The 20,773-nt window shown below is 68.6% G+C and carries 18 protein-coding genes; 7 read left to right on the plus strand and 11 right to left on the minus strand.

Features of this window, described 5'->3' with window-relative positions; genetic code table 11:
* Positions 1-114: 114 nt before the first annotated feature.
* Complete coding sequence (locus tag ASC81_RS17395; RefSeq protein ID WP_056269620.1) at positions 115-504, minus strand: hypothetical protein; 390 nt, start codon at positions 502-504, stop codon at positions 115-117.
* Positions 505-649: 145 nt separating this feature from the next.
* On the opposite strand from ASC81_RS17395, the gene ASC81_RS17400 reads away from it, so the two are divergent.
* From ASC81_RS17400 to ASC81_RS17425, 6 genes are all read left to right on the plus strand, one after another.
* Entirely contained in the window at positions 650-2,986 is a 2,337-nt protein-coding gene (locus ASC81_RS17400) for a hypothetical protein (protein WP_056269624.1), read from the plus strand.
* A gap of 44 nt (positions 2,987-3,030) precedes the next feature.
* Positions 3,031-3,417: a VanZ family protein gene (locus tag ASC81_RS17405; protein WP_235533693.1), complete on the plus strand. Its 387-nt coding sequence runs from the start codon at positions 3,031-3,033 to the stop codon at positions 3,415-3,417.
* A gap of 140 nt (positions 3,418-3,557) precedes the next feature.
* Positions 3,558-4,700: an ergothioneine biosynthesis protein EgtB gene (gene egtB, locus ASC81_RS17410; RefSeq protein ID WP_056269626.1), complete on the plus strand. Its 1,143-nt coding sequence runs from the start codon at positions 3,558-3,560 to the stop codon at positions 4,698-4,700.
* On the plus strand, positions 4,697-5,659 hold the full coding sequence (egtD, locus tag ASC81_RS17415) for an L-histidine N(alpha)-methyltransferase (protein ID WP_082536600.1): 963 nt from the start codon (positions 4,697-4,699) through the stop codon (positions 5,657-5,659). Before egtB ends, egtD begins: the two co-directional genes overlap by 4 nt.
* Before the next feature lie 31 nt (positions 5,660-5,690).
* Complete coding sequence (locus ASC81_RS17420) at positions 5,691-6,308, plus strand: sigma-70 family RNA polymerase sigma factor (RefSeq protein ID WP_056269629.1); 618 nt, start codon at positions 5,691-5,693, stop codon at positions 6,306-6,308.
* 88 nt (positions 6,309-6,396) lie between these two features.
* Positions 6,397-9,213 (plus strand): serine/threonine-protein kinase, encoded by a 2,817-nt coding sequence (locus tag ASC81_RS17425; RefSeq protein WP_056269632.1) that lies wholly within the window; start codon positions 6,397-6,399, stop codon positions 9,211-9,213.
* Here the strand turns inward: ASC81_RS17425 and ASC81_RS17430 are convergent.
* The 3 genes from ASC81_RS17430 to ASC81_RS17440 are packed head-to-tail and all read right to left on the minus strand — an operon-like array spanning position 9,210 to position 12,585.
* Complete coding sequence (locus tag ASC81_RS17430) at positions 9,210-10,298, minus strand: OmpA family protein (RefSeq protein ID WP_056269635.1); 1,089 nt, start codon at positions 10,296-10,298, stop codon at positions 9,210-9,212. The genes ASC81_RS17425 and ASC81_RS17430 overlap by 4 nt on opposite strands.
* A complete protein-coding gene (locus ASC81_RS17435; protein ID WP_056269637.1) occupies positions 10,298-11,998 on the minus strand; it encodes a hypothetical protein in 1,701 nt (566 codons plus the stop codon). The genes ASC81_RS17430 and ASC81_RS17435 overlap by 1 nt, the downstream gene beginning before the upstream one ends.
* The gene (locus ASC81_RS17440; protein ID WP_056269639.1) at positions 11,998-12,585 is read right to left on the minus strand and encodes a DUF295 domain-containing protein; all 588 of its coding nucleotides are present in this window, start codon (positions 12,583-12,585) and stop codon (positions 11,998-12,000) included. Before ASC81_RS17440 ends, ASC81_RS17435 begins: the two co-directional genes overlap by 1 nt.
* Positions 12,586-12,731: 146 nt before the next feature.
* Between ASC81_RS17440 and ASC81_RS17445 the strand changes: the two genes are divergently transcribed.
* On the plus strand, positions 12,732-13,220 hold the full coding sequence (locus ASC81_RS17445) for a hypothetical protein (RefSeq protein WP_056269641.1): 489 nt from the start codon (positions 12,732-12,734) through the stop codon (positions 13,218-13,220).
* A gap of 1,083 nt (positions 13,221-14,303) precedes the next feature.
* On the opposite strand, the gene ASC81_RS17450 is transcribed toward ASC81_RS17445, so the two are convergent.
* From ASC81_RS17450 to urtB, 7 genes are all read right to left on the minus strand, one after another.
* Positions 14,304-15,719, minus strand: a complete 1,416-nt coding sequence (locus tag ASC81_RS17450) for a type II toxin-antitoxin system HipA family toxin (protein ID WP_056269644.1) — start codon at positions 15,717-15,719, stop codon at positions 14,304-14,306.
* Positions 15,716-16,225, minus strand: a complete 510-nt coding sequence (locus ASC81_RS28295) for a helix-turn-helix domain-containing protein (RefSeq protein WP_156392204.1) — start codon at positions 16,223-16,225, stop codon at positions 15,716-15,718. Before ASC81_RS28295 ends, ASC81_RS17450 begins: the two co-directional genes overlap by 4 nt.
* Before the next feature lie 83 nt (positions 16,226-16,308).
* Positions 16,309-16,437: a hypothetical protein gene (locus ASC81_RS28105; RefSeq protein ID WP_255354438.1), complete on the minus strand. Its 129-nt coding sequence runs from the start codon at positions 16,435-16,437 to the stop codon at positions 16,309-16,311.
* A gap of 213 nt (positions 16,438-16,650) precedes the next feature.
* Positions 16,651-17,343: an urea ABC transporter ATP-binding subunit UrtE gene (urtE, locus tag ASC81_RS17460; protein WP_056270030.1), complete on the minus strand. Its 693-nt coding sequence runs from the start codon at positions 17,341-17,343 to the stop codon at positions 16,651-16,653.
* Position 17,344: 1 nt separating this feature from the next.
* On the minus strand, positions 17,345-18,178 hold the full coding sequence (gene urtD / locus ASC81_RS17465) for an urea ABC transporter ATP-binding protein UrtD (RefSeq protein WP_056269648.1): 834 nt from the start codon (positions 18,176-18,178) through the stop codon (positions 17,345-17,347).
* Positions 18,175-19,221 (minus strand): urea ABC transporter permease subunit UrtC, encoded by a 1,047-nt coding sequence (gene urtC / locus ASC81_RS17470; RefSeq protein WP_056269650.1) that lies wholly within the window; start codon positions 19,219-19,221, stop codon positions 18,175-18,177. The genes urtD and urtC overlap by 4 nt, the downstream gene beginning before the upstream one ends.
* Entirely contained in the window at positions 19,218-20,759 is a 1,542-nt protein-coding gene (gene urtB / locus ASC81_RS17475; protein WP_056269653.1) for an urea ABC transporter permease subunit UrtB, read from the minus strand. Before urtB ends, urtC begins: the two co-directional genes overlap by 4 nt.
* Positions 20,760-20,773 lie beyond the last annotated feature (14 nt).

Below are 20,773 nucleotides of genomic sequence, written 5' to 3' on the forward strand. Positions count from 1 at the left end.
TTGGCGGGCCATGCCGCGCCTCGCGCAGCCGGCCCAGAATAGAACGACCGTTCGATTCTAGGCAGCCGCCGTGACGCGGTCTTGTCCCGGCAGTGACAAGGCCTGCGCGACGCCTCAGTCCAGCATCGAATCCGGGCTTCGCTTGAGCACCACGGTGTCCTTGAAGGCCTTGGGGCCTTCCTTGGGCGGCGCCGGTTGCATCTTGGATTCGGCATACAGGCGCGCCGCCTCGGCCGGGTCCACGGGCGCCTCGACAGCAGGCGCGGGGCGCGGCGTGGGACGCACAGCCAGGCGCAACTCATGGTTCTCGCGCTGCACCTGCTCGATCTGCTTGCGCGCCTGCGTCAACTGCTGGGCCGACAACTGGCGAGCCTGCTCGACGTTGTGAACGCGTTGGCGCTCGCGTTTGAGCTGGCGGGACAGCCAGCCCCACAGCGAGCCCGCCGTCACCATGCCGCCCAGCAGGAAGCCGCCCAGCAGCGGCAGCAATTCGTTGTTGTCCATCTGTCCTCCCCGACATCCTCGTTCGGCAAATGTACGAGCGCCGCCGCGCGCCGCTTGCCGGAGCAGGGTTTCCCACAAGTCGCCACGCCAACTTGACGTTGCGGCGCCCTTGGTGGCCTCACATGCGGGGGCTAGAGTGCGGGCCATGCTGATTCCGGTCGTCTACCCGCCCCGCGAGCCCGCGCCGCCGCCGCAGTTTTCCCCGCCGCCGCCGCCTCAATCGCCCGTGGAGCCCGGCCCGCCGCCGCCGCCCGAGCCACCTTCGGCAACGACACCTCCCACGCCACCCGAAGGCGACGTGCCCCGCGTGCTCTATCTGCTGCGCGTCCTGTGGCTGTGCGCCTTCCCGGTCGGCATCGTCATTGCCGGTGTGGCGGTGCTGCTCTGCTTGGAGCAGGCGCGCGAGACCTTGCTGTCGCTCGAAGTGGGCAGCGCCCAGACCGCCGTGCTCGTGTTCGCCTTCGCGCTGTGGCTGCTGCTGGCCTGGTACACGGCCCGCCTGCTGCTGGACCGCCGCTTCAAGCCCGACTCGCTGGGCGAATGCACGCGGCCGCTGTTTGGCGAGCGCCTGCGCCGCTGGCTGCCGCGAGCCCTCATCGCCGGCGGCGGCCTGCCCATCGCCCTGTTCTTCCTGATGCAGCCACGCGAGCGCCTCATCGGCGTGGCACTGCTGGCCGTCACGGTAGGCCTGAGCCTCTTCGTCTGGCGCCGGCGCGCCTGGCTCCTCAAGCTCGGCCCCGGCTCGCGTCTGGCGCGCTGGCTCGCCCTGGATGGCCGGCGCGAAGCCATTGCGCTGCTGGAGCGCGAGGACCGCATGAGCACGCCGTCGCGTCTGCTGATCGTGCTGGTGCTGCTGCTGCAATGGGCCATCTTTGCCGCGCTGGCCGCCTGGCCTGAGGCGACCGCCCGTGCCCTCGGCTCGCCCGCCCTCGTGCTGCTGGCCATGGGCAGCTGGATCGTCTTTGGCGGCATCCTGCTGACCTATGCACCCAAGGCGTTGTTCGGTTACCCGTTGACCGCCCTGCCCCTGTTGCTCTTCGTCGCCTTCGCGCCGCTGAACGACAACCACCGCGTGGCCAATCCCTACCGCAGCGCCCACGCCACCATCGCCAGTCGGCAGCCGGCCGACGCGTGGCTGCAGGCCTGGCTGCGCACCGTCGGCGCCGACGGCAATCGTCCGCTGGTCCTCGTCGCCGTGACCGGTGGCGCCTCGCGTGCGGCCTACTGGGGCGGCGCCTCACTGGCCCGGCTGCAGGATCTGGGCGAACAGCAGGGCGTCAACTTCGCCGACTCGGTCTTCGCCATCAGCGGCACCTCGGGTGGCGCTTTGGGTGCCGCCAGCTTCGTCGCCGCCGTGGACGCGCGCCGCCAGTCCGTGGACAGCGCGGCCTGCACGCCGTGGAAGCTGGTGCGCGACTTCACCGGCCAGGATCACCTCGCCACGCCGGTGGGCTACATGCTCTATCCCGACCTGATGCAGCGCCTTCTGCCGGTGGTCCTGCCCGGCGCGGACCGCTCGTTGGGGCTGGAGCAGGCCTGGGCGCGCGACTGGCCCGGCAGCCTGACCAGGCAGTGCCCGCTGCGGCCCGGCGCCCACCCCAATCCGTGGGGCCAGCCGCTGACCGCCCTGCACGGCCGCGCCACCGAAGTCGAATGGCTGCCGCTGTTGGCGCTGAACACTGCGGCGCTGGAGCGCGGCCAGCGCGTCTACCAGGCCGACTTCATCCTGCCCGCCAGCGACGGCATCGACCTGCTCGACCCGGCGCTGGGCCTGGACGTCGAGCACCTGACACTGGCCCAGGCCGTGCACAACAGCGCCCGCTTTCCCTACATCAGCCCGGCCGCTGCCGTCTTCTTCAAGGAAGCGCACACGGACGAAGCGGCCAATGACGTGGGCCGCATATGGGACCGCCTGGGCGACGGCGGCTATGTAGAGGCCAGCGGCACGCTCATGCTGTCCGACCTGCTGCGCGACCTGGAGGCATCAGGCCGGCTGCGCGTCTGCAAGCCCGAGGAAGACTGTGCGGCGCAGGGCGTGCTCGACCGCTCGCGGCTGCGCCTGCTGCTGCTGGTCAACAGCCCGTCCCAGGTCGAGGACTGGCTGTGCCGCGACGCCCCTCAGGCGGCGGATGCCCAGCCGCTGGACGGTCGCCGCTATCGCGCCACGCACATGAACCTGCACGAGCTCGTGGCGCCGCCGCGCGGCATCCTCAACAGCAACGGCGGCCGCGGCCGCGACTCGTCGGTCGAACTCATCAAGCGCATCGGCGGGTGCGGCCAGGTCGCCGAGCTTCGCATGCCCGCGGTCAAGGGACAGCGCCCGCCGTCGATGAACTGGATGCTGAACTCGGCCTCACGAGACTTCATCGACGCAGCGCTGCTCGAAAAGCTGCCCGTCACCGATGCCGACCTGGGCCCCGCACAGGCCCAGCTCAACGCGCATTTGCGCCAGGCCAAGGGCTGGATGCTGCTGATGAAGTAGGACGGCCAGCGCTGTCATGGCGCGCAGCCACAATGCGGCCCGCCATGCCAAGCCCGTTCCTGAACCTCTTTGCCCCCGAGCGCCGCGCGATGTGGCGTGCGCTGCTCGCGCTGCTTCTCATCGTCATTACCTGGCTGGCCCTGTCGCCCGCGCCGCCCAGGACGGTTGACACCGGTTGGGACAAGTCCAACCACGCGCTCGCATTTGCTGCGCTGGCCTTTGCCGCCGTCTGGGCTATGTGGCCGCGGCCGCGTCAATGGCTGGTGTTGGTCGCCGCCCTGCTGGTCTACGGCGGCGCCATCGAGGTTGCGCAAGGCTTCGTGCCGTCGCGCAGCGCCGACTGGCTCGACGTGCTGGCCGATGGCCTTGGCATCGCCATCGGCCTGGCCGCCGCCTGGCCCGTCGCAGGCACCGCAGCACGACGACCATGACCCCCATCGCGGCCATTGCAACTTAGGGGGTCGGCGCCCGGCCCCTTGCCGCGCGCCTCGGGTAGCTCCGGCAACGTCCTACAGCGCATGACCCTGCACTGACATACCGTTGGCAGCAGATTGCGTTACGGTTGCTTCCCATGTTGACCGACTTGCTCCGCGCTACCCGCGCCCACTCGCTGGCTCTGGCAGCGCCCCTGTCGGATGAAGACGCCCAGCTGCAGTCCATGCCTGATGCCAGCCCCGCCAAATGGCATTTGGCGCACACGACGTGGTTCTTCGAGACCATGGTGCTGGCGCCGGATCTGAACGGCTATCGCGTCTTCGACGAACGCTGGCCGCGCCTTTTCAATTCCTACTACGAGAGTCTCGGCCCCAGGCACGCAAGGCCGCAGCGCGGTCTGTTGAGCCGGCCCTCGCTCGACGAGGTCAAGGCCTATCGCGCCCATGTTGATGCGGCCCTGGCCGACCTGCTTCCCCAAGCCCCTGTCGAGACCCGCCGGCTGATCGAGCTGGGCTGCCAGCATGAGCAACAGCACCAGGAACTGTTGCTGACCGACATCCTTCACGCCTTTTCCTGCAACCCGCTGCTGCCGGCCTACGACACCTCGGCACCGCAGCAGACGATGCCACCCGAGCAGCGCTGGCTGCAGCACCCCGGCGGCATCGTCGACATGGGCCACGATGGCAGCGGCTTCGCCTTCGACAACGAAGGCCCGCGGCACCAGGCGCTGCTGGCGCCGTTCGAGATCAGCAACCGGCTTGTCACCTGCGGTGAGTTCGCCGACTTTATCGCCTCGGGTGGCTACCGCGAGCCGCTGCTGTGGCTGTCCGACGGCTGGGCCGCCGTGCAGGCCCAGGGCTGGCAGCGACCGGCCTACTGGCTGGACGACGGCCGCGTCTTCGGGTTGCACGGCGTGCAGCCGATGGACCCCCAGGCGCCCGTGATGCAGCTGAGCTTCTACGAAGCCTGCGCCTTCGCCGAATGGGCCGGTGCACGGCTGCCGACCGAGTTCGAATGGGAGGCGGCATGCGGCTTGCCCTCTTTCGCGCAGGCCGATAACCAGGCCTGGCAATGGACCCGCTCCAGCTATGCGCCCTACCCCGGCTACCGGCCGGCCGCGGGCGCTGTAGGCGAGTACAACGGCAAGTTCATGGTCGGCCAGCAGGTGCTGCGGGGCGGCAGCTTGGCAACGCCGGTCGGACACGCGCGGTCGAGTTACCGCAATTTTTTCCCGCCGGCCGCGCGCTGGCAGTTCAGTGGAGTGAGGCTCGCACGATGAAACCAGGTATCGAATGGCGCCAGCCCCGCGCTGCAGTGGAAAACGAACAGTTCGCCGACGACCTGCACGCCGCGTTGAGCCGCATCCCCAAGGCCATCTCCCCCAAGTATTTCTACGACGAGGTCGGCTCCAAGCTGTTCGAGCAGATCTGCGACCTGCCCGAGTACTACCCAACCCGCACCGAGCTGGCACTGCTGCAGACGCATGCGGCCGACATGGCCGCGCAGTTCGGCGAGCGCGTGCAGTTGATCGAGTACGGCGCCGGCGCGCTGCGCAAGGTTCGCTTGCTGCTCGACACGATCCCGCGCGACAGCCTGCAGTTCGTGCCGGTGGACATCTCGGGTCCGCATCTGCTGTCGGCCTGCGACGGCCTCGCCGGCGACTACCCGGGCCTGGCCATCCACCCGCTGGTGGCCGACTTCACACGCCAGCACGCGCTGCCTGCTTGTGCCGAAGGAAGCCGGCGCGTCGGCTTCTTCCCCGGCTCCAGCATCGGCAACTTCACGCCTGCCGAGGCCGACGCCTTCCTGCGCCTGGCGGCGGCCGAGCTGGCCGGCGGCGGCCTGCTGATCGGCATCGACCTCGTCAAGGACGAGCACGTGCTGCACGCTGCCTACAACGATGCCGAGGGCGTGACCGCCGCCTTCAACATGAACCTGCTGGACCGCGCCCGCAAGGAACTCGGTGCCGAGTTCCCGACCGACGGCTTCCAGCACCTGGCCTTCTACAACCCGGCCTACCGCCGCATCGAGATGCACCTGCGCGCAACCCGCCCGCTGGAGCTGCAACTTGGCGGCGAGATCTATGTGTTCAACGAGGGCGAGACCCTGCATACCGAGCACTCGCACAAGTACACGGTCGACGGCTTCCAGGCGCTGGCCGCACGGGCGGGTTTCAAGCCGGGCAAGGTGTGGACCGACCCCAACCACTGGTTCGCGGTGCTGTGGCTGGAGGCCTAGGGCCGGTCATCAGCCCTCCCATAATCGGCGCATGCCCGATGCTGCGCCCCCTGCCCTGCTTGACCCCGGCCCCGTGCCGCTGGACGACCAGCTCTGGCGCGACACCTTCGATGAACTGAAGAAGGTCGCGCGTGCGCGGCTGCGCTCGGCGGGCGACCCGACCGGCTGCAACACGACCATGCTGGTCAACGAAAGCTGGCTCAAGCTGTCGGCTCGGGCGGCCCGTCAATCGGATCAATCGGGCCAGCCGGGCCAAACGGATGGTGCCGGCGGCCTGAGCTTTCCGACGCGGGCCCACTTCTTCGCCTACGCCTCGCGGGCCATGCGCTCCATCGTGGTCGACCTGCTGCGTGAGCGCGCGGCGCAGCGGCGCGGCGGCGGCCAGGCGGGCGATGCGGTGCAGTGGGTGACGCTGGACACCGCGCTGGGCGAGCGCGTGCCCGCGCCCGAGGACGAACCGCTGCAGGTGGACGACGCGCTTCGTACGCTGGAGGCGCGCGAACCCCGCTTGGCCCGTGTGGTCGAGCTGCGCTACTTCGCCGGCATGACCGAAACCGAAGTGGCCGAGGTGCTGGGCATCAACGAACGCACCGTGCGGCGCGACTGGGACAAGGCGCGTGCGCTGCTGCGCACGTTGCTGGCCGCCTGAGCTGATGGCCTGAATTGCCCGCCTGAATGTCCGGCCTACAGCGCGGAATCCGTTGGCCCCGCTGATGCCATCCGATCCATCCACTGCCATGCAGCTGGCTTTCAGCGACGAATGGTGGGGCGAGTATTCGCGCCTCACCGAAGAATCCATGGGTCTGGACCCCGCCGAGCGCCCCGCCTGGCTGGCGGGCCTGGCGCCGCACCTCGCGCCCTTGCACGACGCGCTTGCCATCTTCCTAAGGGAGCTGGATGACGTCCAGTCAGCGGGTTATATGGAAACGCCCGCCGCCCTATCCACTGGCCACGGGACGGGCCGAAGCGAGCGATTGGCCGGCCAGCACATCGGGCCCTACAGGCTGCTGCGCTTGCTCGGCGCGGGCGGCATGGGCGAGGTGTGGCTGGCGCAACGGGCCGACGGCGCCTACCAGCGCGAGGTGGCGCTGAAGCTGCCGCATGCCCACCTGCTGGCCGGCAGCGTGCGCGAGCGATTCCTGCGCGAACGCGACATCCTGGCCCGCCTTGCCCACCCCCACATCGCGCGCTTCTACGACGCAGGGCTGGACGACAGCGGCCAGCCCTACATCGCGCTGGAAGCGGTGCATGGCCAGCCGATCACGCACTGGGCACGCGAGCACGCACTCATGCTGGATGCGCGGCTGGATCTGTTCGCGCAGGTGACCGACGCCGTCGGGCATGCGCACAGCCGGCTGGTGGCACACCGCGACCTCAAGCCCGCCAACGTGCTGGTCAGTGCCCAGGGCGTGAGGCTGCTGGACTTCGGTATCGCCAAGCTGCTGGCCGACAACCCGGCGGGCGACACCGCCTTGACCCGCGCGGACGCGCTGCTGGCCACGCCCGCCTACGCGGCTCCGGAGCAAGTGGCCGGCGGCGCGGTGACCGTGGCCACCGATGTGTATGCACTCGGCGTGTTGCTGTTCGAGCTGCTGACCGGCACCACGCCGCATGCGGTGCTGAAGTCATCCAACCTGGCGGCTGGCGACCTGCTCGCCTCCGACTGCGCCACGCCCGCGCTCGCCGCCGAGGCCGGCAGCACGCCCAAGGCCTGGCGGCAGCGCCTGCGCGGGGACCTGGACGCCATCCTCGCCAAGGCGCTCGCCACCGCACCGGATGCGCGCTATGCGTCGGTGGCCGACCTGGCCGCCGACCTGCAACGCCATCGCGCCGACCAGCCCATCCAGGCGCGCCGCATCACCGCTTGGACGCGGCTGGTCAAGGCTGCGCGCCGGCGCCGCGCTGCCGTCGTGATGGCGGCGCTGCTGTGCGCCAGCCTGGTGGCGGGCCTGGCCGGCGTGCTGTGGCAGGCCCGCGAGGCGCAGGCCCAGACGCGGCGGGCCGAGGCGGTCAAGGCCTTCCTGCTGTCGGTCTACCGCGCCAACGACCCGCGCATCGCGTCCGACACCCCGCGCGGCCAGATCAGCGCCAAGGCGCTGTTGGACGCGAGCGTGGGTCGCATCGACAGCGCCTTCGCGGCGGACGTGAAGCTGCGCATCGAGCTGCTGCGTACCGCTGCCGACATCTACCGCGAGCTGGGTGACGAGGCCTCGTACGAGCAGTTGCAGGTACGCCAGCTCGCCCTCGTGCGCGAGCACCTCGGGCCGCTGCACGACAACATCCTGGACGACGCTGTCGAGCGCGCGGCCCGCGCGGCTGCTCGGGCCAACACGCGCTGCGGCGCCTTGCTGCAACAGGCCGACGACCTGCTGCGTGCCGCGCAGCGTGACAGCGGGCCGCTGCGTGGGCATTGGTGGATGGCACGCGCTGTCTGCCTGCGCCAGCAGCCAGGCCAGGAGGCCGCCCGTCACGCCGCGCTGCAAGCCGCCCGCAGCGCCTTCGCCGATGCGCCCGCCACCGAACGGGGCCGGGTCACCGTTCTGATCGAACTGGCCAACGAAGCCTCCCAAGCCGGCCGATACGCCGACGCCGTGGCGCTGAACCGCGAGGCTGCCAAGCAGGCCGAAGCCAACCCCGAACGCGACGACGCCGAGCTTCAGACCATCCACGCCAACATCGCATTGACCCTGCAACAAGGCGGTGATCTGGCCGGTGCTGAAGCCGCCTTCGCCATCTCGGCCGCCATCGCGGAGCGCACCACCGGCCCCGATGCCCGCCAGGCCTGGATGCCTGCGGCCAGGCGCGCCCGCACGGCGCATCTGGCGGGCGGCCGGGTGCGCGCACTGACGGCGTTCGACGCGGTGCTGGCGCGGCTGCCGCCCGAAAGCGCTAACGATCCGGACGCCCAGCAGGTGCGCGAGGACTGGGCGGAGCGGCTCGCCGCGGAGGGCCGGCCTTTGCTGGCCATTCCGGTGCTGGAGTCCGTCGAACGCGGCTACCAGCGCGCGCCGCCAAACGACTTCGCGCTGCGCCGCACGCGCCGCCACCTGGGTGACGCCTACGCACGCGCCGGCCGGGCGGACGACGCCCGCCGCACCTTCGTGGCTGCGCTGGCCGAGTTCGAAGCGCGGGACACGCCGGGCGCCCAGCCCGTCGCCGCAATGCGCGAACGCTGGGGGCGCTTCCTGCTGTCGCAAGGCGACGTGGCGGGTGCGCAGGCGCAGTTCAGCGCCGTGGTCGAGCGCGCCGGCAACCCGCGCTGGACGCATGTCGCGCTGGCCGAGGCCGGCCTGGCTCGCGTAGCGCTCGCGTCCGGCCGCGTGGACCAGGCCGCGCAGCACGCCGACAAGGCATGGGCCACCTGGCGTGAGAAACAGGGCTTCTTCGACATCCGCATGGAGCCCTATCTGCAGCGCGTGCGCGCCGCGGTGCTGGCCGCACAGGGCCAGTCGGCGACGGCACAGGCACTGCGCGACGAAGCGCTGGCCGCAAGCCGCCGCTATGACGCACCCGAGGCGCCGTCAGCGCAGCGGCTGCTCCATCTCGACCTTTAGAGCTGCACCAGCTCCACGCGGCGGTTGCGTGCGCGGCCGTCCGCGGTGGCGTTGTCCCCCACCGGCCGCACGGCGCCCAGGCCGCTGCTCTCCAGCCGGGCCGCCAGCGCCGGATCGCGGGTGACGAGCGCCTGCCGTACCGCCTGCGATCGCGCCAGCGACAACGCGCGGTTGGCCGGCTCGCGGCCAATGGCATCGGTATGGCCTTCCACGCGCCAGCGGCCGGGCAGCGACTTCAAGGCCTGTACGCAGGCCGAGATCGTCGCGTCGGAGCCCGGCTGCAGCGTCGCCTGGCCGAAGTCGAAATACAGGCCGGGCAAAGCCGCACGGCCGGTGCGCTTGAGCTCGCCGGCGAGTGCCGTGCCCGCGTCCGGACGCGGCCAGTCCAGCCGCACCACGGTGAGCTGCGCAGCGGCGATGCGCCAGGCCAGTGCCAGCGGATTGGCATCGTCGTCCAGCACGGCCAGACGTACGGCCACCCGCGTGCCATCACGCGCGGTAAGCAAACCCTCGGCCCAGCGCACGGACAGGTCCACCACACGGCCGTTCACCAACACCGGCTGGGTGCCCGTGGGCGGTACGGCAGCCTTCAGCTCACCGCGCAACAACAGCTCCACAGCGGTCAATGCGCGGGCCAGCGCCAGCGCACCAGCACCTGCGCTGGCGGGCTGGCGCAGCCACTCCGGCGCCTCCACCACCGTGAACGGCGTGCTGCCAGACGTGCGCAAGGCGCGCAACACGGCGGCGGACATGCCGAGAGCGGTGCTGCCGGGGTAGTGCTCCTCGGTATCGCTCTCGAAGCGGCTGCGGTAGACGGTGGCGCTGGCGAGGTCGGCATCCGACTGCAGGCGCGTGCTCTGCACCTGCCCGGCGGGGAGGCTGGCCCGGTAATCGATGCGCCAGCCGGGCGCCGGGCGCTGCATGCGGGCGGCCAGGCGCTTGACCGATTCATAGTCGCCCACGCCCGGCTCGTGGAGTGCCGTCACCACGGTCAGCCCCGGCACCAGCGGCACCCGTGTCGCCTCTGCCTCTTGCGCCAGCACTGGCAGGCAGACCGCACCCAACAAGAGCGGACGCCGCCGCATCAGCAAGCTCCCGCAGGGTTGCACAGGTTGAACTTGAGCTGGTAGCGCCCCTTGGCGACGCCAGCGCCCTTGTGCTCATCCACCTCGCCGACGATGCGCAGCGCCTTGGCCGACTTCTCCACCTTGAAGCGCATCGGCTGGCCGCCGGCGGCGCGCAGAAAGAAGAAGCCTGCGTCCTTGTACGGCAGCTCGAAGGCGGTGGCCACGGGCACCAGCGACAGCGGCGAGACGATGACGTACACCACGCGGGCCTTGGCGTCGAAGTCGCTGGTGGCGGCCTGCACTCGCAGCGTCAGCACGTTGTCGACGATCTCGCCCTCCACCGGCACGAAGAAGCCATAGGGCTGCACCATGGCCGCCGAGGCCTTGCCGTCGATCTCGATGGGTTTGCCCTCCTCGGGCGGCGCGATGTTGGGCAGGATGGGCATGGGCAACAGCGCCCGCTTGTAGAGCCGCGCCCCCGCAGTCAGTTTGGGCCAGCCGACGCGGATGGCATCTTCGGCCAGCGTGAAACGCACCGCCTGGCCGACGAACTCGCCACGCACGGCCACCGACTGGCCATCACCCAGCGGGCTCTTGGCGTAGCGCAGCTCCAGTTGGCCGCGCAGCTGCATGTCGTAGCTCCACCATTTCTCGCCGCCGACGCGCGCGAAGAACTCGGCATGCATCAGCCCGTCGAAGCGGCCCGAGAAGCGGCTGCAGAACTTGTCGAACTGCTGCGTGCCCATCCACGCCACCGCCTCCGACAGCCAGCCGACAAGGTTGCCATTGCTCTCCTGTCGCAGCTTGGCCGTGGCCTCCAGCGCGCGCTGGTAGCCGGCCAGCTTGCCCTGCATGTGAGGCTTGAGCGTGCGCAGCAGCGCGCCCTCCACCAGCTCCTTGGCGGCCGAGATCATCACGCCGTTGAAGCCGTCGAGCAGGTTGGACAGGGCCATCGCCCACTTGAAGCCTTCGATGACGCGCTCCAGGTTCTCGCAAGTGGCGCCCTCGCGCCGGCTGGCCGACAGCTGCCGCAGGATGCGCTCGCGCTCGGCGCGTGAGCGGGTGGTCCAGTCGTTCAGCGCGCGCGTGGCCGGCGCGAGCGCCGGGGCGGCCTCGCGCTCGCCGGCAACGGCGGCTTTCAGCGGTGTGACGAGGGCGTCGATGTCGCCCAGGTCGCGCACGACACGCTGCAGCTTCGGCTTCAACTCGGCCCACTTGGCCTTCAGCGCATCCCGCGCGGGGTTGTCGGGCAGGCGGGCGATCTGCGCATCCACGTCGGCCACGATGCCGTCCACGGCCTTCACCGCCGCCTGCGCCTCGGCCCGGGCACGGCCGGTGGCCTGCTCGAAGTCGTCGGCGAAATCGGTCTCCAGCACGGTGAAGCGCCCAACGCCCTTGAGCTGGCCGCCGGGCGAGGTGGCGTCCACGCGGTAGTCGCCCGGCACCTGCGTGCTGCCGAACTGCGCGCGCCAGTCGCCGTTGGCGGCGGGCGGCACCTCCAGCACCGTGGGCGGCCTGCCGGCCGGCGGCGTGATGGTCAGGCGCAGCTTGCCCTTGCCGTCGAGCGGCACGACGCCGTCCAGCGTGAAGGTGGCGCCCGGCGCGGCCTGCTGCGGCGTCGCGCGGACGGAGATGCCGACCTGGCCGGCGGGTGCCGCGTCGCCCTGCGCCCAGATCGGCGCGGCGGCGGCCAGGCATAACGCCGCCAACGCGCGCATCACATGCCCTCCACCGCGCGGCGCGCGGCCAACTCCAGCCGGGCGACGGCACCCTCGGCCTCGCCCATGCCGGTCATCACGAAGGCGGCCACGCGTCGCCCCTTGCGCACGACGAACTGGCTGCTCTGCACCATCTCGCCCTGGTTGCTGGCCAGAAAGACCGCCTCGTCGCCCAGTCCGTCGACGACGCGCACGGTCTTGCGCGTCGTCTGTCCAAGCGGCTGGTTCACCAGCTTGCCCAGCTTGCTACCGATGCCGGACACGCCCTCGTAGACCTGCGCCGCCATCGCGTCGTCGTCGTTGTTCACCAGCGTCAGCATCAGCGTGGTGAAAGCCATCGGCGAGTCGGCCGAGCGCCACATGCAGTTCTCGGCGTCGTCGTTCATGGGCTCGACCGACTGGGCCAGCACCGCCTGCGCGGCCACACGGTCGAGCAGCGCGCACGGGCGCACCCCGGCCACGGCGGGGGCCGAGGCAGCTTGCAGCGGGGCTGCCGGTGGCGCGGCTGCAGGCTGGCAGCCACCAAGTGCCAGGACGAGGATGCCGGCCAGGGCCAGGCGAACGGGTGATGTGTGCAAAGGCGTCATGCCAGCACCAACGCAGGCAGCACCAACAACCGGACAGGTACCCCCAGCTTCCAGCCGATGTGTCCGGTTCGGGCCGCGCGCCGCGTTGGTAGGGTTGCACGCATCGCGATGCGTCCGCTTCAACCCATCCATCGAACGGAGTGACCATGCCGACACGCCTTACCCGACTCCTGCTGCCGCTGTCAGCCCTGTTTTGCCTGAGCACCACGGCCGCCGACGCTGTGCCCGCCGGCTGCGAACGCGTTGCCCAGGCCAGCATCGCGACGCTGACAGCGCCGCGCTACCACCAGCGCGTCAGCGGCCAGGGCGCGGAGATGGAGTTGCTGCGCGTGGACGAGCGCGTCTGGCAGCGCATCGGCGGCACGGGCTGGAAGTTGTCCAAGATGGGGCCGGCAGCCTTCGAGCGCGCGGCGCACAAGGCCGGCGCGGTGCTCGCGCGCTGCGAGCGCACCGGCAGCGACCGCATCGACGGCGTGGCCACCGAAGTGTGGCGCGTCACCACCCGCGCGCTGGGCGGCGAGCCGCCGACGGTGTCACAGATGTGGATAGGCGCCGCGGACGGCCGCACCTACCGCAACAGCGGCGCGGGCGTGGAGTCCACCGTGCGCTACCAGGGCGTGGAGCCACCGCAGTGATCGGCGGCAAGCACCCGAAATAGGGACAGACCACGCGGGGTGCGAACGCCATGTTCGTGCTGACAATGCAGCCTGGGTTGACCTTGCTGCCGCAGCGGCAGCAGGCAGCGCCGGCCGTAACAGCGCGCGCCGAGACTGCAGACGAGAGGAGCTGAACATGATTGCACGCAAGCTGGCCGCCGCCGTGCTGGCCTGGGTCGTTTGGGGGCAACCGTCGCATGCCGCCGAGCCAGCCGACGTGGAGCTTGTGAGCATCCAGTCCCGAGCCACCTTGGTGCTGGGCGGCAGCCCCGTCACGCGACGATTCGAAGCGCCTTTTAGCACCTCGCTGGACCGCGACGGGTTGGGCAGCGTCACGGTGCAGTCGTCCACCAGCACGGGTGGCGGCCTCAGCGCGACCGCCGTGGCGCGCTCGGGTCGCGCGATGGCGGATTTCGATTCGACCCAGATCTTCCGGTTCGCCGACACCAGCAGCCCGCAGTGGGTGACATTCGCGCATTCGGTCGAAGCTAGCGTGCAACTGCCGTCCAGCAGCGGCGCCGGCAGCCTTTCCTACGGCCTGACCCTGTTCGCGCCCGACGGCCGCACGCTGCTGCGCGAATTGTGGAGCGATCAAGCCAACGGGGCGACCGCCAACTGGTTCATGGACCTCGGGCCGATCAGTTTCCTGGCCGAGCCGGGCATTTATCGCCTGGAAGTCGAAGGCGTTGCAATCAGCGACGCACCGGTCGGCGGTGGCTCCGCGCGCGCCAGCCTGTCGAGCTACCTCACTTTTACCGCCACGCCGGTGCCCGAGTCGTCGATGTGGGTGCTGCTTCTCGCCGGGTTGGGCGTGGTCGGCGTGGCTGCGCGCTGGCGGCGCCCCGGCGTGATGCGTCCGGCGTTGATGTCACGGCGATCACCCCAAACTCACCGTGCAGACGCCTTACGTCTTCAGATAGGGCCAGATTTTTGCGAGCAACCACCGGAGGACTGCCCGACGAGCGCGGGCGGGACTTCGCCCCGACGCGGCAGCAAGCTACTGGTGGGGCAATGCACTCACGAGACGTGCTTGCGCCACACCAGCGGACTTTCCGGCCCAGGTCATCGTGATGGATCGAGACTTGGCGATCCGGAACCCCTGGCGTGCCGCCGGTCCAGCGACTGGATCATCGGATGGCGCTTGAGGTACTCAAACAGCCGCTCCTTCTGCGCTGACGTGATGCCCGCATCGGCGATCATCTGGGGCCAGGCGTCGTAGGCCTTCCTGACCGCGTCTCGGATCGCTGTCATCGCCGGAGCCTCAACGATATCCAGCGCCTGGCAGAACGCCCGCACCATGCCTGGCGAAAGGCGCTGTTTCTGGCGCGATCCCTTCTCCTGGGCCTCGTCCTTCTGCGGAACCATGCTTCGGGGCAGGATCTGCAGTGCATGCCCCGAATTCTTGTTGAACGCCGAGTAGGCGACGATGTCGTACGCGGGGCTGAGGATAGGCGTGACACCATCCAGGAAGAGCAACCCGATGTTCTTCAGATGCATGTCCGGGTTGCCGAGAAGCTCGTTCACGACCAGCCTGCGCAAGAGTTCGTGCACCGCCGGTTCACCCATGCTCTCGAACGACAGGAGCACCGCGGCGACATCGAGGTATGACGTGCGGTCCTCGCCATTGAAGGCACCGTACTTGTCTTCCGGCATGATGCCGAGCACCTGCGCAAAATCTTCGCAGTGGATTCGCTTCTCTGACGTCCTGTCGAATCTCCTGACTGCCAGAAACTTCGTGAGGCTGTCGGCGTCGCCGAGGTCATAGCCGTGCTGCACCGCCAAGGTTTCCAGCGGCTGGAGCGTCGCGGAACAAATGTTCACGCCGGCAGCTTGTGCAAGTCGAAGGGAGAGCTCTTCCACCTCCGGCAGCATCGGCTGTGAAACCACAGGAAGCTTTGCGATGACATGAGTGTCGGCATCCTTGGTCCGCCCGACGTACCGGCCTTCGATCAAGTTGACGCCGACCTTCGGTTGGACGCCTGACAACGAGACCCCCTCTTCCATCGGCTCCTCGACGACGGACATCTCGAGCGCATCATTGCCCTCCCCGACGTAGAGCCCCAACTCTTCACGCGTCAGCTCGGTGGGCAACGCGTAGAGCCCTCCAGGAAGATCCTTGCCGCAAGCAGCCAGCATCTCGAAGTGGTCGTCGGAACGGCACTGGCGAAGCTCGGCGATGCGATCACGAAACACGCCTTCTGGCAGCAGGTTCTGGAAGAAGGCCGGAAGCAGCCAACCATTCTTGTTCGAGTACCGCCCGTTCATGGACGGCGCCCTGAAGTCTCGCCAGAGTGCAGCCTGATCTTCGGGCGAGTCCGCAAGGTACGACACCGACACGGTCGGCTGTATGCCTTGCTTTACGAACTTCTCATCAGCCACAAACCGCGTCGTCACGGCATCCTCTGAGAGGTTGTACCGGAACAAGACGCCGATCCTCTGCCCTTTGGGCAGGAAGATCGCCAGCGACGCGAAGCTCACTTCTTCCTAGACCGCGACATGGTCTTGACTGCTGCAGGGGCCGGGAAAGAGGCTACCGACTCGGACCTTCGCAAGACGGAGCCTAGGTTCTCCCACCTGGATGCGTCGGACCTCATCTGATCCACGGAACGTGCGTGGAACTCTTCGGGACGCTTGATGCGATCCAAGGCGGCAGCCACCCGCGACTTCACACGTGGCTCGCTCGTTGGCCCTGCTTGCACAGCTGCGTTCATGGCCTTGGGAACCAAGGCAAGCTCCAAACCCAACCGATCCGCCACCGAAAGTAGTGTGCTCAGCTTGTAGTCTTCACTGCCGCTGAGCACGTTCGTCAGCGTGCGTTGGGAGATCCCGGCCTGCTCATGCAGGTCAGCTTGACGGATCGCTCGCTCAGCAACGGAGCTACGCAAGATGGAGGAAACTTCTCGGATCGATTTCATGGCATCAAAGTAGTGCCTTTGGAGGCAAATACTACTTTGCTTCCACAACCTTAGCAAGGCAAGTGGCATCAAAGTGCTATGTAGAGCGTGTGCACTACTTTACTGCCACCGCTTGCATCGCAGGGCTACGGCACGCCTGCCGATCGAGTTCGTTACAAATGCAGTTTGCCGGGATCGGCCATGGGCGCGACGGCAATGCCTTGTTGCGCACGTTCTGCCTGCAACAACTGCAGATTGAAAGCAACCATGGCCAGCGCAGGCGTCCCGTCCAGCAGGCACACCCCAGGTGTTTCCTCGAAGACGATGTCCGCCTAAGAAAGTCCGTTCCACGTCCCAATGCGCAGGACGGGTGAAGAGAAGACATCACTGAGCGTCTTCGTGCTCAAAATTTGAGCACGCGCCCATCCACGCCAGCTCCAATGCTGCAGGCGGGTTGCGACAGGCTCAAACTGCACAACCGTCTTGCCGGTAGAAGTTCCGAGTCGAGCGAACGCTCAGATCGCCAGCCGCTCCCGCACCCCATCCGCCTGCATGTTCTTACCCCGGCCACGCATGACGATCTCGCCACGCTGCATCAGCAAGTACTGGTCGGACAGTTCCTCGGCGAAGTCGTAGAACTGCTCGACGAGCACGACGGACAGGCCCTTGTCGTGGGCCAGGTGCTTGATGACGCGGCCGATGTCCTGGATGACGTTGGGCTGGATGCCTTCGGTCGGTTCGTCCAGCAGCAGCACTTTGGGGCCGGGCGCGAGCGCACGGGCGATGGCGAGCTGCTGTTGCTGGCCGCCGGACAGGTCGCCGCCGCGGCGTGAGCGCATCTTGGCGAGCACGGGAAAGAGCTCGAACAGCTCGACCGGCAGTGGCGTGCCGGCGGGCTGGCTGGACAGGCCCATCTGCAGGTTCTCGATGACCGACAGGCGCCCAAAGATCTCGCGGCCTTGCGGCACATAGCCCAGGCCGGCGCGCACGCGCTGATGGGTCTTGAGCTTGTTGATCGCCTCGCCGGCCAGCGTGATGCTGCCGGACGTGACGGGCACGACGCCCATCAGGCTTTTCAGCAGCGTGGTCTTGCCGACGCCGTTGCGGCCCAGAACGACCGTGATCTCGCCGGGCTTCAGGTCAAAGCTGAGGCCGCGCAGGATGTGCGAACCGCCGTAGTGCTTGTGCAGATCCTGGACCTTGAGGATGTCATCGGCCAAGGTACACCTCGATCACTTTCTCGTCGGACTGCACGGCAGCCATCGTGCCTTCGGCCAAGGTTTTGCCTTCATGCAAGACCGTGACCGTGCGATGCGAGCCGGCCAGTGTGCCGACGAAGTTCATGTCATGCTCGACGACGACGAGCGAGTGCTGGCCTTCCAGGCTCAGGAACAGCTCGGCGGTGCGCTCGGTCTCCTCGTCGGTCATGCCGGCGACGGGTTCGTCCAGCAGCAGCAGCTTGGGGTCCTGCGCCAGCAACATGCCGATTTCCAGCCACTGCTTCTGGCCGTGGCTCAACAGGCCCGCGACGCGGTCGCGCTCCTCGGTCAGGTGGACGGTCTTCAGCAGTTCGCCCAACCGGTCGCGCTGCTCCCCGCTGAGCTTGGCGCTCATCGCAAAGCGCGCCCGCCTGTCGCCGGCAAGTGCCAGCTCCAGGTTCTCGGTGACGGTCAGCGCCTCGAACACCGTGGGCTTTTGGAACTTGCGACCAATGCCCGCGCGGGCAATCTGTTGCTCGCTCATCAAGCGCAGATTCAGGTTGCTGCCGAAAAAGATGCGGCCGCTGTCAGGCCGGGTCTTGCCGGTGAGGCAGTCCATCGTCGTCGTCTTGCCGGCGCCATTGGGGCCGATGACGCAGCGCAGTTCGCCCACGCCGACGGTGAAGCTCAGGCCGCCAAGCGCCTGGAAGCCGTCGAAGGCGACCTTGAGGTCTTCGACATAGAGCGCCACGCCCTGGTTGAAGACCGGTTCACCGGACGTCGCGATGCGTGTGAACGCCTTCGAGCGCGCCTCCGCGCCGGCTTCGAGAAGTTCTGGGGTCATTTCTTGAACCTCTTCGCCAGACCCATCAGGCCTTGCGGCAGGAACAGCGTCACGGCGATGAACAGGCCGCCGAGCACGTAGAGCCAGCCCTCCGGCCACACGGCAGTGAAGACCGACTTGGTGCCGTTGACGAAGAAGGCGCCGATCACCGGCCCGACCAGCGTGCCGCGGCCGCCGACCGCCGCCCAGATGGCCATCTCGATGCTGGCTGCCGGGCTCATCTCGCCGGGGTTGATGATGCCGACCTGGGGCACATAGAGGATGCCGGCCAACGCGCACATGACGGCCGAGATCACGTAGGCACTGAGCTTGAAGGCGACCGGGTCATAGCCCAGGAAACGCACACGGCCCTCGGCGTCGCGGATGGCCTGCAGGATGCGGCCCCAGCGGCTTTGCGTCAGCGCGCGGGCGATCAGGTAACAGGCGATCAGCGCGACGCCACTGGCCACGCACAGGCCGACCTTCATGCCCGGCGTGTTCAGCGGCATGCCGGCGATGCGCTTGAAGTCGGTGAAGCCGTTGTTGCCACCAAAGCCCGTCTCGTTGCGGAAGAAGAGCAGCATGGCCGCGACTGTCAGCGCCTGCGTGATGATGGAAAAGTAGACGCCCTGGATGCGCGAGCGGAAGGCGAAGTAGCCGAACACCGCCGCGAGCAGGCCGGGCACCGCGAGGGCCAGGAAGATCTGGCCGACCAACGAGTCGCTGAGTGCCCAGTGCCAGGGCAGCTCTTTCCAGTTCAGGAAGACCATGAAATCCGGCAGGTCCGACTGGTACTGGCCTTCGCGGCCGATCTGGCGCATCAAATACATGCCCATGCCATAGCCGCCGAGGGCAAAGAAGAGCCCATGGCCCAGCGACAGGATGCCGCCGAAACCCCAGATGAGGTCCAAGGCCAGGGCACAAATGGCAAAGCACAGGAACTTGCCGAGAAGGCCGACATAGAACTCGCTGAGGTGCAGCGCATGGCCCGGCGGAAAGGCCAGGTGCAGTAGCGGCGCCAGCAGCAGCGTGATCGCAATGGCGATGAGTGCAGCGCGCTTCATTCGACGCTCCGGCCCTTGAGGGCGAACAGGCCTTGCGGTTTCTTCTGGATGACGAGCACGAGCAGCATCAGCAGCGCAATCTTGGCGAGCACGGCGCCCTGCCAACCCTCCAGCAGCTTAGACAGCACGCCCAGGCCCAGGCCGGCGTAGACAGTACCGGCCAACTGGCCCACGCCGCCGAGAACGACCACCATGAAGGCGTCGACGATGTAGCTCTGTCCCAGGTCGGGGCCGACGTTGCCGATCTGGCTCAGCGCGCAGCCGGCCAGGCCCGCAATGCCCGAGCCGAGCGCGAAGGCCATTGTGTCGACCTGGGCCGTGTTGACGCCCACGCAGGCGGCCATGCGGCGGTTCTGCGTGACGCCGCGCACCATCAGGCCCAGGCGTGTCTTGGCCAGCAGCAGCGCCATGCCGACCAACACCAGCGCCGCGAAGGCGAGGATGGCCAGGCGGTTGTAGGGCAGCGTCAGGTTGGGCAACAACGCCCAGCCGCCGGACAGCCAAGTCGGGTTCTCCACCGCCACGTTCTGCGCGCCGAACAGCGTGCGTACGGCCTGCATCAGCACCAGCGAAATGCCCCAGGTGGCCAGCAGCGTTTCCAGCGGCCGGCCATAGAGCCAGCGGATGACGCTGCGCTCCATGGCCGCGCCGACGAGTGCGGCGGCGAGGAAGCTGGCGGGCAGCGCCAGCCACAGGTAGTAGTCGAAGGCGGCGGGTGCCCAGGCGCGGAAGCCCTGCTGCACCATGTAGGTGGCGTAGGCGCCCACCATCAGCAGCTCGCCGTGGGCCATGTTGATGACGCCCATCAGGCCGTAGGTGATGGCAAGGCCTAACGCGACCAGCAGAAGCACAGAGCCGAGGCTCAGGCCGGAGAACAGCAGCTGCGCGCGCTCGCCCCAGGCGAGGCGATCGCCGATGGCGTCGATGGCCTTGCGCATCTCGGCCTTGACGGCAGGGTCGGTTTCGCCGCCCATGCGCTCCAGCAGCAATGCGCGGGTCGCGGGGTCGGCACTGCCGGCCAGCTCGACGGCGGCAGAGCGACGTTGCGTGGCATCGGGCGACGACAGCTTGGCGCCGGCGATCAGCGCGCCCAGGTTGGCGCGCAACTCGGCATCGGTCTCTGCGGCCAGCGCCTTTTCCAGCAGTGGCAGCTTGGACGCGTCGGCGTCGTCGCGCAGTGTTGAAAGCGCCTTGGCGCGCGTGGCGCGGTCGCTGGACAGCAGGTCCAGCCCCGCCAGCGCGGAGTCGATCTCGCGGCGCATGCGGTTGTTCAACATCGGCTCCTCGGCATCGGCCGGCGCCTCAGCGCCCTCGGCGATGACGATGGCCTGCCCGCCCTTGAGCCGCACGCGGCCGTCCTGCAAGGCACGCAAGAATGGCCCCAGCGATTCATCGCCGGCGGCCAGCGCCTGCTGAAGCGCGGCGACGCGCTCATCGCCCTCGCCTGCCGCAATGCGGTTCTGCAGCTCGGGCGACAGCGCCCAAGCCGAGCAGCCCAGCACGGCCAGCAGGCAACCAAGAAGAAGTCGTTTGATCATGAGACCCAGGCGAA

Origin of the sequence: Pelomonas sp. Root405 (assembly GCF_001425165.1) — a bacterium.
In the GTDB taxonomy this organism is placed as follows: domain Bacteria; phylum Pseudomonadota; class Gammaproteobacteria; order Burkholderiales; family Burkholderiaceae_C; genus Pelomonas.